12 protein-coding genes and 1 pseudogene are annotated in these 15,326 nt (G+C 35.8%); all 13 read left to right on the forward strand.

What is annotated here, in order from left to right:
• Positions 1 to 63 precede the first annotated feature (63 nt).
• The 13 genes and pseudogenes from rlmD to HMPREF8571_RS07140 all read left to right on the forward strand — a co-directional run bounded on the left by rlmD (position 64) and on the right by HMPREF8571_RS07140 (position 14,964).
• Positions 64 to 1,422 (forward strand): 23S rRNA (uracil(1939)-C(5))-methyltransferase RlmD, encoded by a 1,359-nt coding sequence (gene rlmD, locus HMPREF8571_RS07085; protein ID WP_000914610.1) that lies wholly within the window; start codon positions 64 to 66, stop codon positions 1,420 to 1,422.
• A 403-nt stretch (positions 1,423 to 1,825) separates the two neighbouring features.
• Entirely contained in the window at positions 1,826 to 3,202 is a 1,377-nt protein-coding gene (gene dcm / locus HMPREF8571_RS07090) for a DNA (cytosine-5-)-methyltransferase (RefSeq protein WP_000649651.1), read from the forward strand.
• On the forward strand, positions 3,195 to 4,364 hold the full coding sequence (locus HMPREF8571_RS07095; RefSeq protein ID WP_001286132.1) for a DNA cytosine methyltransferase: 1,170 nt from the start codon (positions 3,195 to 3,197) through the stop codon (positions 4,362 to 4,364). The genes dcm and HMPREF8571_RS07095 overlap by 8 nt, the downstream gene beginning before the upstream one ends.
• On the forward strand, positions 4,354 to 6,771 hold the full coding sequence (locus HMPREF8571_RS10995) for an AAA family ATPase (RefSeq protein WP_000579591.1): 2,418 nt from the start codon (positions 4,354 to 4,356) through the stop codon (positions 6,769 to 6,771). Before HMPREF8571_RS07095 ends, HMPREF8571_RS10995 begins: the two co-directional genes overlap by 11 nt.
• Before the next feature lie 5 nt (positions 6,772 to 6,776).
• The gene (locus tag HMPREF8571_RS07105) at positions 6,777 to 8,219 is read left to right on the forward strand and encodes an LlaJI family restriction endonuclease (protein WP_000843547.1); all 1,443 of its coding nucleotides are present in this window, start codon (positions 6,777 to 6,779) and stop codon (positions 8,217 to 8,219) included.
• A gap of 631 nt (positions 8,220 to 8,850) precedes the next feature.
• On the forward strand, positions 8,851 to 9,468 hold the full coding sequence (locus HMPREF8571_RS07110; RefSeq protein ID WP_000573116.1) for an SAP domain-containing protein: 618 nt from the start codon (positions 8,851 to 8,853) through the stop codon (positions 9,466 to 9,468).
• Positions 9,469 to 9,485: 17 nt separating this feature from the next.
• A pseudogene (locus HMPREF8571_RS11445) lies at positions 9,486 to 9,575 on the forward strand (hydrolase); the annotation flags it as partial.
• Between the two features lie 140 nt (positions 9,576 to 9,715).
• Complete coding sequence (locus HMPREF8571_RS07115) at positions 9,716 to 10,597, forward strand: diacylglycerol/lipid kinase family protein (RefSeq protein WP_000710094.1); 882 nt, start codon at positions 9,716 to 9,718, stop codon at positions 10,595 to 10,597.
• Between the two features lie 63 nt (positions 10,598 to 10,660).
• A complete protein-coding gene (locus HMPREF8571_RS07120; protein WP_001086578.1) occupies positions 10,661 to 11,152 on the forward strand; it encodes a nucleotidyltransferase domain-containing protein in 492 nt (163 codons plus the stop codon).
• A 176-nt stretch (positions 11,153 to 11,328) separates the two neighbouring features.
• The gene (locus HMPREF8571_RS07125) at positions 11,329 to 13,107 is read left to right on the forward strand and encodes a glycoside hydrolase family 13 protein (RefSeq protein WP_000423957.1); all 1,779 of its coding nucleotides are present in this window, start codon (positions 11,329 to 11,331) and stop codon (positions 13,105 to 13,107) included.
• A gap of 83 nt (positions 13,108 to 13,190) precedes the next feature.
• Positions 13,191 to 13,502 (forward strand): hypothetical protein, encoded by a 312-nt coding sequence (locus HMPREF8571_RS07130; protein ID WP_000420549.1) that lies wholly within the window; start codon positions 13,191 to 13,193, stop codon positions 13,500 to 13,502.
• 3 nt (positions 13,503 to 13,505) lie between these two features.
• Positions 13,506 to 14,219, forward strand: coding sequence for an alpha/beta fold hydrolase (locus HMPREF8571_RS07135; protein ID WP_000708294.1), 714 nt, complete (start codon positions 13,506 to 13,508; stop codon positions 14,217 to 14,219).
• 190 nt (positions 14,220 to 14,409) lie between these two features.
• Entirely contained in the window at positions 14,410 to 14,964 is a 555-nt protein-coding gene (locus tag HMPREF8571_RS07140) for a hypothetical protein (protein WP_000411073.1), read from the forward strand.
• Positions 14,965 to 15,326 lie beyond the last annotated feature (362 nt).

A 15,326-nucleotide genomic window follows, 5' to 3' on the forward strand; every position in this document is an offset into this window, starting at 1 on the left:
ATATAATAGATGGTAACAGAAATGTTGCCGTCTTTTTTTGTCGGCTACTAGAAAGTGAAAAATATGTTAAAGAAAAATGATATTGTAGAAGTTGAAATTGTTGATTTGACCCATGAAGGGGCAGGAGTTGCTAAGGTAGATGGTTTGGTTTTCTTTGTAGAAAATGCTCTACCAACTGAGAAAATCCTCATGCGAGTCCTTAAGGTCAATAAAAGGATCGGCTATGGGAAGGTTGAAGAATACCTTGTTCAGTCACCGCATCGTAACCAAGACCTTGATCTATCTTATCTACGCTCGGGTATCGCTGATTTGGGTCATCTTGCCTATTCAGAGCAACTCAAGTTTAAAACCAAGCAAGTCAAAGACAGTCTCTACAAGATTGCTGGTATTAGAGATATAGAGGTCGCTGAAACGCTCGGCATGGACCATCCAGTCAAGTATCGAAATAAGGCTCAGGTGCCCGTTCGTCGAGTGAATGGCATCTTGGAAACTGGCTTTTTCCGTAAGAATTCGCACTACCTCATGCCCCTTGAAGATTTCTTTATCCAGGATCCTGTCATTGACCAAGTCGTAGTAGCTCTTCGAGATTTGCTTCGTCGTTATGATTTGAAACCTTATGACGAAAAGGAACAGTCTGGCTTGATTCGGAATCTTGTTGTACGTCGTGGACATCATTCCGGACAAATCATGGTTATTATGGTGACCACTCGTCCTAAAGTTTTCCGAGTGGAACAGTTGATTGAACACCTTATCAAGCAGTTCCCAGAGATTGTGTCTGTCATGCAAAATATCAACGACCGAAATACCAATGCGATTTTTGGTAAGGAGTGGAAGACTCTTTATGGTCAAGACTATATTACGGACCAGATGTTGGGAAATGACTTTCAGATATCTGGGCCAGCCTTTTACCAGGTCAATACAGAAATGGCAGAGAAACTTTATCAAACAGCTATTGACTTTGCGGAGTTAAGAGAAGATGATGTGGTGATTGACGCATATTCTGGGATTGGAACGATTGGATTATCCGTTGCCAAGCATGTCAAAGAAGTCTACGGTGTTGAAGTGATTGCAGAAGCAGTTGAGAATAGCCAGAAGAATGCTGCATTAAACAATATCACAAATGCCCACTATGTCTGCGACACAGCTGAAAATGCTATGAAGAATTGGTTCAAGGAAGGTATCCAACCAAGTGTTATATTAGTGGACCCACCGAGAAAAGGACTCACTGAAAGCTTTATCAAAGCAAGCGCTCAAACAGGAGCTAATCGTATTGCCTATATCTCTTGTAATGTCGCCACCATGGCGCGTGATATCAAACTCTACCAAGAATTGGGTTATGAATTAAAGAAAGTCCAGCCGGTGGATTTGTTTCCGCAGACGCATCATGTTGAGTGTGTGAGTTTGTTAGTGAAACGCAGTTAAACCTCAAAAGGTTCCCCGAACCTTTTGAGGTCCACAGACGCAACACGTGGAGGCAGTATCGCTGCTTGTACGAGTTGAGGCATCAGCAAAGTAGAAGTAAATAATCTCCCATGCGATAGGACTTGTAGAATGAGGAGGGAAACCGACGAAATGATACGGTAAGTCCGAACCGTTGAGTGTGTTGCTTTGCTCGTAAAAGCCTAGAAACCTTTGAACAAAAGGCTTTTTGAAACCACTGGTAACAGTGGTTTTTCGTTTTATCAAAAGAAAATAATGTTTTCAACTAAAAACCTTTTTTATGTACTTTAATAAAAGACAACTAACTAAAAGCCATTTAAATTGTAGTGCATCCGCTTTATTTGTGGTATAATATCTAAAGATATATTTATTGGAGGAGTAATTAATGAAATGTCATCTTTCCACTTTGATGGGGAAATCAAGATTATGCATACAAGATGTTCATAAACAAACTAAGTTAGCTAGAAGTACTATTACTCAACTCTATCATGATAGAGCTACTAGGATAGATTTTGAAACTATTGAAAAATTGTGTAAGTTATTTGATTGTGAGATTGGAGACTTACTTACCCTAGAAGGAACAAAAGAAGAATTGGAGCAGGATAGAATAAATTTTAGAGGTATTTCATTATTTGCGAGTGCTGGAGTAGCAGAAACTTATTTTGAAAAGCATGGTATTCATGTGAAGGTTGCTGCTGAGCTATTACCTGAGCGAGTGAGGATATACAAACATCTTTATCCTAATGTAAATGTTTTTCAAGGAGACTTAACTGATAAAGAAGTTTATGATGAAGTGATCAAAGCAGCTATTGACGAAAAATGTGATTTTTTAATAGCAACTCCTCCTTGTCAGGGGATGAGTACTGCTGGAAAGAAACTTAAAGATGATCCTAGAAATAGATTAATCATGGTTGTAGTTGAAGCAATCAAACAACTTAAACCTAAATTCGTAATTATTGAAAACGTCCCAGAGATGCTAAATACGATGATTGAAATCAATGGTGAGTGGGTTTTAATTAATGATTATCTTGTAGCAGAGTTGGGAGAGGAATATAGATTTAATGAGAATAAAGTTGTCAGTGCTAAAAATTACGGAGTTGCTCAGTCAAGAGAACGTTGTGTGTATCTCTTGTCGAGAATTGATACTAACATTCAGTGGGAATTTCCAGAGCCATCAACTAAAATTGTGACTATGCGTGATGCCATTGGGGATTTACCATCATTGGATCCTGATGTCACAGATATTAGTGAGGAAGAAAGAGTTAAACTATTCCCAGATTACTATATAAAAAAAGAAAGAGGACTTGCTGTATCGAAATGGCATTTTCCACCAAAGCATAAGTATAGACATGTTATTGCAATGATGCACACACCAGAGGGGTGTTCAGCTTGGGAAAATGAAAAGTACTATCCTACTTTGGCAGATGGGACAAAATCTAAAGGATATAAAAATACTTATAAAAGACAGTGGTGGGATAAACCGGCATATACTGTAACTAAATATACAAGTAGGATTGGCTCTCAAGAAAATGGGCATCCTGGATTTGTGATTGTTGATTCTGCTAATGAAGAAGAACGAATTTGGTCCGATGCTAGGGTTTTATCGATTTTCGAATTAATGAGAGTGTCTTCATTACCTGATGATTGGAATATTCCTGATAATGCTAGTAGTAATCTAATACGTGAAATTCTTGGTGAGGGAGTTCCACCGAAGTTAATTGAGCAAGCAATAATAAGATTGGAGCAATTATTAAGTGAGTGATGTAAAATTTAAAAAAAGAGTCAAAGCACTTTCCCTATTTTCAAATGTTGGTATAGCAGAGACTTATTTATCGGATGTAGGTGTGGACGTATGTGTTGCTAATGAACTCTTAGAGGAAAGATGTAGGTTTTATTCACATTTATATCCAGATGTTAGTATTATCCAAGGTGATATAACAGATAGTGAAGTTTTCGATAAAGTGATGTTGACTGCAAAAGAAGCTGGTGTTGAAATGGTTATTGCTACTCCCCCTTGTCAAGGGATGTCAAATGCGGGTAGAAAAGATCCTAAAGATTCTAGGAATTTTCTTGTCCACTATGCGGTAGAAGCAATAAAAGAATTGAAACCTAGATTTGTCATTATTGAAAATGTCACAATGCAGCAACATACGCAGATATTATATAATGATGAGTATATTTTTATTCCTGACTATATAGAGCGAGAGTTAGGTGCAATTTACAATATCAATACAGATCGTATTGTTAATACAATGGATTATGGAATCCCACAATCAAGACAGCGGTATATCTATCTAATGACCTTAAAATCTGAAGGAGTTAAATGGGAATTTCCTCCAAAAGAAGAAAAAATTATAACGTTGCAAGATGCTATAGGTTCACTTCCTTCGTTGGATCCACAAATAAGAGAAAAGGATGAGCAGTGGCGATTTCCTGACTATGAAAAAAAGAAATTAGAGGGTTTAAAAGTGTCAAAATGGCATTATCCTCCTACTCATAGCTGGAGACAAGTTGAGTGGATGATTCACACTCCTAGCGGAACTTCAGCATTCAAAAATGATAAATTCTTCCCTATGACAAAAGGGCGAAGAATTAAGGGAGCACCTAGAACATACATGAGAATGTTTTGGGAAAAGCCCGCAACAACAATAATGCAAAATAGTGGTGTAATATCAGCATTTTCTACTGTGCATCCAGGAAGATGTATTGTAGATAGTGTTAATGAGGAACTTCGTGAATATTCAGATCCACGAGCTCTATCTATTTATGAATTAATCATTCTTTCTTCATTACCACTAGATTGGAATATTCCTAAATGGGCAAAAGAAGTTCTTATTCGCAAAGTTATTGGAGAAGGTATTCCTCCATTACTTATTAAAAAAGCAGTCATTTCTCTTATAAAGGAGGGATATTATGATAGGTAAACTTACCATTGATAAAGCGAGTATGAATTTAAGTTACTTTTTGTATACAATTAGAATTATTTCATCTAATAACGGTAGTGTAAGTCGCAGGGATTTTGGTATGCAGATGGGGGAGTTTATAGGTCAACCTTCTGTTAACGCAAATGGTGGAGAAAATCGAACTCCATTTAATAAGAGTAAACTACCTCGCTATTTTGGATTTGTAGATGTAAAAATGGATTCCAATAATGAACAGTTACTAGTATTAACTCATAGAGGAGAAATTCTTAATAACTATATTGAAGATTCTGGTGTTGAAATTGAATCTAAAAAAAGGTTTAAGATTAAGGAAGAGAACCGTTCTGAATTTATTAACCTAATCTTTGAAAGTGTAATTTTTGATACTTTTGGAAAAAATAACTGTGGTGCTGAACAGTCAAATACAGATATTGAACCAGCTAAACTTGTTTTTAAGACTGTATATGAGCTTGGCTCGGCTACTGCAGAGGAGATTTGCTTTGTAATTTACGGTTTGAATAGAGGGACAGATGGTAAGACTGATAGTCCTGTTTCATCTTTCAAGGAGGCCATCGAAACAATAAAAGCAAATAGAGCAAATAGTATTGATGACTATAGTGAGTTCATTGAACAGTGGAAAATTGAAAACATTGTCAATGACTGTAAAATTATTAATATTTTTACTGATCCAAGTATAGGTTTATTAACAAGTGTAAGAGATGAGAATAGTAAAAAAATATACTATTCTTTGAGTGGTAACTTGGAAGCTGTTCATAAAAAACAAATTGAAGCTATACCAGCTACTTTCCAACCCTTACAGATTTTTGCTTACTCAAATGACAATCTTAAATCTATAAAGCATTGGATTAATGATACAGTATTAGGAAGAATAAGTGATGAGACATTTGTGTACAGGTATCAGTCGGACAATCATGAGAGACTGTTATTTGCTTATGATTCAGATGAAGAATTTCAGCCATTCCTATTTGAAAAAGCACTATTAAAATCCTTTAATAATAGTAAAAACAACATTTATCTTATTATTGAGGGAATTGATGAGGATACACTTTATAAAACATTTGGTAAATATGCTCAATTGATGAATAGGGTTAATAATTTCCTCGATAATGATAATGGTTATTCAAGAACACCTGTTGAAGATGAGGCTTTATACCAGTATTTAGTTAAGAACTCAAAAGAAGCTAAATCTATATTGTCACCGAATGAAATAATTATTCCACCTAATTTAAATATTATAGGAGCTATTATTATGGATGAAAAAAATACTGATATGAATTTTGATTTTGAATTCAAGAGAGTCTTGATTAAAGATGACTCAGAAATAAATGAAAATATTAACGATGTAAATTTAGAATATGAAACAACTCATAAGAGTGCTTTTTCACTGAACCGTGTTCTTTTTGGTGCACCTGGTACTGGTAAGAGTCATAAGTTAGGTAAAGATATGGTCGAGTTACTTGAAAATGCTGAAAAAGACTATGAAAGGGTAACTTTCCATCCAGATTATACCTTCTCTCAGTTTGTCGGTACTTATAAACCAGTCCCAATTATAAATAAGGATGGAAAAGAAGAAATCTCTTATCAATATGTCCCTGGGCCGTTCATCCGTTCTTATGTAAAAGCACTTAAGAGTGCTCAAACAGATAATCCTAAGCCTTATCTCTTGCTAATCGAGGAGATTAACCGAGCTAAGATTGCAGCAGTCTTTGGTGACATTTTTCAATTATTGGACCGAACAGATGGTGTCAGTGAGTATCCAATCCGTACTTCTGAGGATTTGAGACAGTATCTTGCAAACGAACTGAAAGTATCAGAAGATCAAGTAGCTACATTGACTTTGCCAGATAACCTATATATATGGGCTACAATGAATAGTGCTGACCAAGGTGTTTTCCCTATGGATACTGCCTTTAAGAGACGCTGGGATTTTGAGTATCTAGAACTGGATGGCGGAGAAGCTGAGATTGAAGGATATAGATTTAATGTTGCGGGTCAAACTTATGAGTGGAATGCACTTCGTAAGGCTCTTAATGAAGTTTTATCTGAGGTCTACAAAATCAATGAAGATAAGTTGATGGGGCCATTCTTCATTAAACTTGATTCATATAAGATAGAGATTAAAGCAGATAATAGTAATTCATCCGAGTCAGATAAAAAATCTTATGATTATATCCTGAATGACAAGTTCCTTGATGCCTTCAAGAACAAGGTCTTGATGTATCTCTTTGATGATGCAGCTAAGCAAAAGAGGAAAGATTTCTTCCAAGGAGTAGAGAATTCCAATAGATACTCAGTTATCTGTAAAGAGTTTGAACAGAATGGGTTGCAAATTTTTGATCATAAAGTCTCTAAGAATTATGAATTGTTTGTTTCAAACGATAAGGAATAGACTATATGAAATCAGTGTTTATTCGTGAACAAAAGAGATATACCTTTCATGAACTTCAATTTAGTTTTAATCTGGATAAGGATCCACTTCAAAAATTACTCCAACGCTTGAAATCTTTTGGTATCTTAAAAAATGTAAAAAATAGTAAGGAACAACAGGAACTATCTGACTTGTTTGAAGAAGATGCTGAACTAGAGGAACTTTCTTCTGGTGGAAGTGAGTCGCTCTATGTTTTTACCTTTGTTGGGCTTGTGATGATTCAGAACCTCGTTCTTAAGTGTTATCCTAAGTATATCGATAAGGAAGAAGACCTCGATATCAAGCTCAAAGAGGTTATCCAAGTCATTGAGAAAGCTGATCAGAAGGAACAAGAAATACTGATTTATTCAGAGTATGATTCAAGCAGTTCTTTCAATGAACTAGCCCTAATTATGTATCTCTTAACTGATTATTTTGAGTATGGTTTGTATAATGTTGAGGATTCAATTATAGAAATTAATGGCTATGGGGATATTAACTGGGATAAAACTATTAATGACTCCTTTGCCATTATTTCGAATAATCGACCTTATTATCCGGAGTTGGTTACTCGACGGAAGATTCATGATGAGTCACACTTTATCAAACAGCTTCATGAAATTATTTTGACTAAAGTGACTAATACTTTGCAGGATGCTAATTTACATGATTTGTTAGGCTTACCAGAACTTCTTTTGGCAGAGGAGGAGCTGGATGATTTAGCTGAAAAAGACTATATTCTTTATCAGATCGAGCAGCAACTTTCAGTAGAGTTTAATACTAGAAACCAATTGTTACTGAAAGCTCTGTATATCTATGTTGATAAGAAGGATACATCATCAGAAAAAAGTGATATCAGTTTCTTTGGAACAAACTCATTCCATGTAGTTTGGGAGAAAGCTTGTGCAGTGGCTTTTGAAAACCACCTTGATCATTCACTCAAGTCTCTTGGGCTGGGCGATAGCACACAGTCTTTGAAGGAGTTTCTAGAAAAACCAAAATGGACATCTAAAGGAATAATTCAGTATAGTTCTAAAACTCTTGAACCCGATACAATATCTATACAAGATTCATTATTTATGATTTTCGATGCTAAGTATTATCTCTTAAAAGTTGAAGAAAAGGGGCTGTACAATAATCCAGGGATTGGGGATGTCACGAAGCAATTCTTGTATCAATTAGCTTATAAAGATTTTGTTTCTGCCCAAGAAAAAGATCTAGTTGTGAAAAATTTCTTTGTGATGCCAACTGAGTCAGAAACAGATCTCGACTTTGGTTCAGTGACCATGGAGATGTTTACAGGTAAACCTTTGGAATTGAGTCCCGTTTATATTATTAAGTTGAATGTAGCTGAAGTTTATCGTGCATATTTAAGGGAAAGCCCACTTAAGGGGGTAATTGAAACATTAAAAGGTAGCAGTAGTGTATAGTTGATTAATCGAATAGTCTAGTAATTAATAAATGAGGGAACTTAATGCTAATTACCCAGTATGTTATTCGTAGGTGCATCTAGAGTGAATGATAGAGTGTAAGACATTTTTACATAAGGATTATGGAGAAAAAGTACCAATACTTTTTCTTTCAGTTCCTCCCTCAAAAATATATAATATCAAGGTAGTCTAATTTCAAACGAGTATCATCAGATTAAACTTCTAGTACATGTAAAAGCTAAAACAGTAGTTGAAACTGTATTTGATAATGTAAATTCTTGAGAACAAAAAGAACAATATCTAAATGAGAAAATGTACTATTGGTAACTCTGTGTTTATATTTTTTACAGAGTGTAGTGTTATTGAAGTAAATGATTAACTATTGTAGTAATAAATCATTTTACACATTTATTTTAAATAGGCATTTGGTACAAGACAGTATATGCTTTCGTTCTAAAGTGTTATTACATATTGTTTTTTTCTACTTTCGCCCTATAATATATAACTTTGCTAGCATCAAATGTCGAGTTTGTAAGCTTGTTAGTGAAACATAGTTAATCCTCAAACTAAAGAAACTAAAACTCCATTATTTAGAAATGAAAACCTAAACTGTTTTTAAGGAGGTATTATATTGATAGAAAGCAGACCTGAGTTTGATAAAATTGCATCCTTTGATGAATTTAATAAATACTACTGGTATCGTGATGAACTTTCACAAATATGCAAGTTATTAGAACTTGAATATAGAGGTACAAAACAAGAACTCAATCATATTATCGAGCAGTACTTTAAGGGGAATTTGATTAAAAAATCATCAACAAAAAGAAATAAGAAACGAGTGGAAGCTATTGCCTTAGATACGCCCTTACTTGAATGTGGATTCTCCTTTAACACTTACTTTAGAGAATATTTCTCAACTTTAACAGATGTTTCACCCTTTAAATTTACTGCTGATATGGCGACTGCTTGGAGAAAAGTAAAAAGAGAAAATGATTTGAGTTTTACAATCCAAGATATGATAAAAGTTTATTATGGACATTCAGATTATGCCAAGTATGACTATTCGGTTTGTCAATGGAACCGATTTTTAAAGGACTTCTGTGCAGACGAAAATAGTCGTAACTACTCAAACAAGTTAAAAGTTGCTTCTATTCTTTGGAAAGAAGTTAGAAATTCAAAAAATGAAAAATTATATTCAAAGAATCTTTTGACTAAATATGCTGATAGAATAAAAGAGTATTGTAAGTAGAAACGCCATCTCACTTGGTGGCAGAGGTAGCTTATGGTATTCCTTATTGGATAAAGGATAAAGCTTATTCTGATTTGGATGAATCCTTAAAGGTTGTAATTAGGTGATGGGAAAATAGAATAAAATTATATTAATCTCCAGTACGTCTGATTTCTATTTTTTGAGGTTTCATTATATAATAGCATTATATGTAATGACTGATGTAGTTACACTAACATTTCTATTTAAAAATTAAGGAGTATTATCAATGAAAAAAGCAATGTTAATTATCAACCCTACCTCTGGTGGGGAGAAGGCTTTGGATTATAAGGTCAAGCTGGAGAATAAGGCAAAAGATTATTTTGAGCACGTGGAAACCAAAATTACCGAAAAAGCGCTGGATGCAACACACTTTGCTGAGGAAGCTTCACGTGAGCAGTACGATGCAGTGGTTGTGTTTGGAGGGGACGGGACTGTCAATGAAGTTATTTCAGGTATTGCTGAGAGAGACTACATTCCTAAGTTAGGGATTATCCCTGGCGGTACTGGTAACCTCATTACGAAACTGTTGGAAATCAATCAAGACATCGATGGTGCGATTGATGAACTCGATTTTAACTTAACCAACAAGATTGATATCGGTAAAGCAAATGATAACTATTTTGGTTATATTTTTAGTATCGGTTCTCTGCCTGAGGCGATTCACAATGTTGAAATCGAGGACAAGACAAAATTCGGTATTTTAGCCTATGCTGTAAATACCATGAAGTCCGTGATGACGGATCAGGTCTTTAACATTAAGGTTGAGACTGAAAATGGAAATTATGTTGGTGAAGCTAGTCATGTTTTGGTTCTCTTGATAAATTACTTCGCTGATAAGAAAATCTTTGAAGAAGACAAAGATGGCTATGCCAACATCTTGATTCTAAAAGATGCTTCTATATTCTCTAAATTATCCGTCATTCCTGATTTACTAAAAGGAGATGTTGTCGGCAATGATAATATTGAGTATATCAGAGCGCGTAATATTAAGATCTCTTCAGATAGTGAATTGGAGTCAGATGTTGACGGCGATAAATCGGATAACCTACCTGTAGAAATCAAAGTCCTAGCTCAACGAGTAGAAGTATTTTCAAAACCGAAAGAGTAGAAATTAATAATTAGTTTATTTTTCACTGCGAAGTAAAGTTTCATATCAACGATTGGAGGAGGAATGAACTCTCTATTTGATGAATTTCGAACAATTTGTTCTCATTTAAACCAAGTCGGAATCACTCCGACGCTCATGGGGTCTTTGGGTTTTGAATACCGTTCAAATGAAGAATGGCAGCCATCTGACATTGACATTCATGTGCCTGGTGACCCTAGAGGTTGGGAAGCACCTGATCATCTCAGAATTTATGAGTGGGACAAGATAATGAAAGTGATGAAACACTTAGGCTATGCCTTAATAGATATTCATGAGCATGAATTCCAAAAGGATGGTGTGAGCGTTGAATTCGGAAGTATCGATTCTTTACCTGATTTTGCAGGGGTATCGGAATCGGATATTGAGCTGATTCATCTCGAAAACACCACTTTTCGAGTTCCAAGTTTAGAACAGTATTTAAGTATTTACAAGGCTTCTTCCCAAGATTCTTATAGAAATGACCACAATAACAATAAGGATTTTAAAAAGATCGAGTGGCTGGAAAGTCAGTTGTAAATCATCATATGAAAAGTAGTAAGTTGTAAGACTGGCTGCTTTTTTATTTCTAGCAACAAACCACTCGAAACTACGGACAAGCCTTGAAAATAAAATTCGAAAGTAGTATACTAGAATCACAATTATGAAAACGTTTGCGCAATGAGATGAATAAAAGTAAACTAGGAGACAGAACAATGGAATTAACAGCCATTTACCACAGACCAGAGTCGGAGTACGCCTATCTTTATAAAGATAATACAATGCACATTCGCCTCCGAACCAAGAAAGATGATATTGAAAACATCAACTTGCATTATGGAGATCCTTTTATTTTTATAGAGGACCGTTATGAAGATAGTAAGGAGATGAGGAAAGTAACTTCTGATGCCTTGTTTGATTACTGGCAAGCGGAAGTAACGGTTGGCTATGCCCGACTCCAGTATCTCTTTGAACTTAAAGATAAGCAGGCTCAGAGTATTTTGTATGGAGATAAGGGCTGTGTTGAAAATACGCTAGCAAATCTTCATTACGAAGGAAATGGATTCAAAATTCCTTATATCCATGAGATTGATGCTTGCCATGTTCCTGACTGGGTGGCAAATACAGTTTGGTATCAGATTTTCCCAGAACGTTTTGCTAATAGCAATTCTGAGATTTCACCTGAAGGTGCGCTAGCTTGGGATTCCTCTATCAAACCAAAGACGAGTGATTTCTTTGGCGGTGATTTACAAGGTATTATTGACCATCTGGATTACTTGCAAGATTTGGGGATTACAGGACTTTATGTCTGTCCAATCTTTGAATCCCCAAGCAATCACAAGTACAATACGACAGATTATTTCGAAATCGACCGTCATTTTGGAGACAAGGAGACCTTCCGTCAACTGGTGGACCAAGCCCATCAGAGAGGCATGAAGATCATGCTGGACGCTGTTTTCAACCATATTGGTGACCAATCGCCACAATGGCAGGATGTTCTCAAACATGGTGAAGATTCTGTTTACAAAGACTGGTTCCATGTTCAAGAGTTCCCAGTGACCAAGGATAAGCTGGGAGATCCAAGAAAGCTCCCTTACCATACCTTTGCCTTTGCCAGCTATATGCCCAAGCTCAATACGGCCAATCCTCAAGTGAGGGACTATTTGTTGAGTGTTGCGACCTACTGGATTGAAGAGTTTGATATCGATGCTTGGCGCTTGGATGTGGCTAATGAAGTGGACCACCAATTTTGGCGAGATTTCCGGAAGGCTGTCCTGGCTAAAAAGCCTGACCTTTATATTCTTGGAGAGGTCTGGCACACTTCCCAGCCCTGGCTAAATGGCGATGAATTCCACGCAGTCATGAATTATCCTCTCTCTGACAGTATCAAGGATTATTTCTTGCGTGAGGTTAAGAAGTCCCATCAATTTATAGATGAGATTAATAGCCAGTCTATGTACTATAGACAGCAGATTTCGGAAGTGATGTTTAATCTTCTAGATTCTCACGATACGGAACGCATTTTGGCTACTGCCAAGGGAGATACCCAACTTGTGAAGTCTGCCCTTGCTTGCCTCTTTTTGCAAAGGGGAACACCGTGTTTCTACTATGGAACGGAGTTGGAGTTAGGTGGAGGACCAGATCCAGATTGTCGTCGTGTCATGCCTTGGGAACGTGTTTCCGATACCAATGAGATGTTGATTTTTATGAAGAAATTGATTCAGCTTCGCAAGAGTGTCTCAGATATAATCCAGCATGGGACCTATAGACTGAAAGTAATCAAGCCAGATGTGGTATCTCTGGCATGGGATTATGATGGACAAAAAATCCAAGCTATTTTTAACCAATCAAGTGAAAACTATCTTGTAGACCGTGATTCTGTAGCGCTAGCCAGTCATTGCCAAGAATTGGAGCAGCAACTGGCGATTTTGCCTAAAGGTTTTGTGATTTTTTACTCGGGAGAAATTAAAAGTGAAAAGAAAATTCTAGTATAGAAAGCATTTTACAAACAGACTATTTGGTGTCTTGCTACAACTGATATATAATTTAACTTAGAGAGAATAGGAGGATTAATCAGATGGAATTAAAAGATTTTACAGAAAAAGAACAGGAAATGATTAAGAAGGGGCTGACTACGTCTAAGATTGGTGACAAGGAAACTGCTGAGAAAATTCTTGCGCTTGTCCCACAAGACTTGATTAAGCGCATCCCTTTTTTTGTCAGAAAACATGCTACAACACGTACTATTAAACGCATTTCAATTGAACACCCTGAACTCTACGCTGCAGCCCAAACAAGTGGTGAAATCCCAGAAAAAGAACGTGAAGAATTGCGTCAGATTATCACGACTATCTTTGAACAAAAGATGAATAAGCATAGTATTAATTAGAGAATGAAAATATATTTTATTGGCGGTTTGGGAAGTAATGTCTGTCATAGCAAGGATTTTCTTCAAGAGCTAGACTCGATTGCTTGTTTTATAAATCCATATGAAAAGTATTTTAGAGATGAAATAGAGTTGAAATCATGGTTTAAAAAGGAGATAGTTGGGGAAGAATCTATCTGTCTGATAGGCCATTCTCTCGGAGGAGATTTGGCTCGTTATTTCGCATCGGAATTTCAAGAAGTGAAAAAACTGATTCTTTTGGATGGTGGCTATTTAGATTTAGATAAGATTTTACCTTTAGATACAGAGTTAGAGGAAACCAAAAACTATATCAAGTCTCAAAACCTTTCTGACATAGATATTCTTATTTCTAAAGAAAAATCTGAAGCAAAGCATTGGTCAAAAAATATGGAAGAAGCTGTAAGACATTCCTATCATTGGAATGTGCAGTATAATAGATATGAGTTAGCTATAAATTATGAAAATATAGAAACGTTACTACAGCTACGGAGAAAAATACAAGCGTTTAAGAGAAAAGTGGGAAATACCTTGTTTATTAGTCCTCGATATCCTAATGAAGTAGCATGGAGAAAGGAGGCTCTAAAAGAATTGCCAGACTATTTTGATACTATTTTTCTAGATAACTTTGGTCATGAGCTTTATACTCAAGCACCTAAAGAAATTGCTTCTTTGATTAATGAGTGGCTCTCTTATTCTTAGCGAACGATTGATTGAACTATGATAATTAATATAAGATTACAGTCTACTCAGATTCAATAAAAATCGTACACCTGATGATTTGTCTGGTGAAGGAAATATTCCACAGTATAGCCAGACGGAATAGATAGAAATTGGTTATAGAATTTGTAACCATAATAGATTTTAAACTTTAAGATGGAGGATTAAAGAGATGGAAAAAATTGAATGGGACAAGGTAAAGACTCGCTTAGACGCTTTGCTCGTCATTGATGAGTATCAAACAGATCCAGACAAGAACTGGCTTCGATTGATCGTTAAGAGTGAGGAAAGCTATGGAATCCGTTACCTTATTGACAACGGTTCTGGTGATTCTCTAGATGTGATATTTACTGATAAAATGATTTTTGTAAAAGGCTTTGATCATGAAAGCAATTTAAGTCAGTTTGCTGCGGACGAGTGGAATCAAGACGTCATAGACGGATTTTATAAAGGACTGGATGAAAAGTATCAAAACTTATACTCAGAAGAGCAAAAAGATGAAACAACCCTCTTTATCTGGTATGACGGACAAGAGCATCAAAATACCTACCAAGATCAGGACGGTGGTGAATGGTTATTATCCTATTTCTTTGAAAGTTTTGAGCGGTTTCAAGAGTTTGTGACGGACTATTATTCAATTACTGTAGACGAGAACTTACTTAGAAAACTATACAATCAAGGACATCTTTCAGGATTAGAATTAGAGCAGTTGATTTCTACTTCCTAAACCGAGGTTTTTATGAAGCGGAACCGAAAACCTTATTTATAGCAATTTATAGCTTATTAAGATGAAAATCGGATTAGGAAGACCGACAGTCTAAATGTAATGGTTGTAGTTCATTTTTCTTATACCTATAACATTTTAAAACGATTTCCTTTTATCGTTAAATACCATTTTGCGAACAAAAAATGAAATTCTTTAAAAAACTTTCACAAAACACTTTACAAGCTCTTGTAAACATGATATAGTTATAAGGCTTAGAAAATGAGATGATGTTTTCTAGCAAATATAAACCCGAGTAAAAAATGCCTACGGACAGGCAGGGTTGAATGCCGAAGCGTGGTTGAAAAGCCACATTATTGATAGGG

The organism is Streptococcus mitis ATCC 6249 (assembly GCF_000146585.1).
Taxonomy (GTDB): Bacteria; Bacillota; Bacilli; order Lactobacillales; family Streptococcaceae; genus Streptococcus; species Streptococcus mitis_AZ.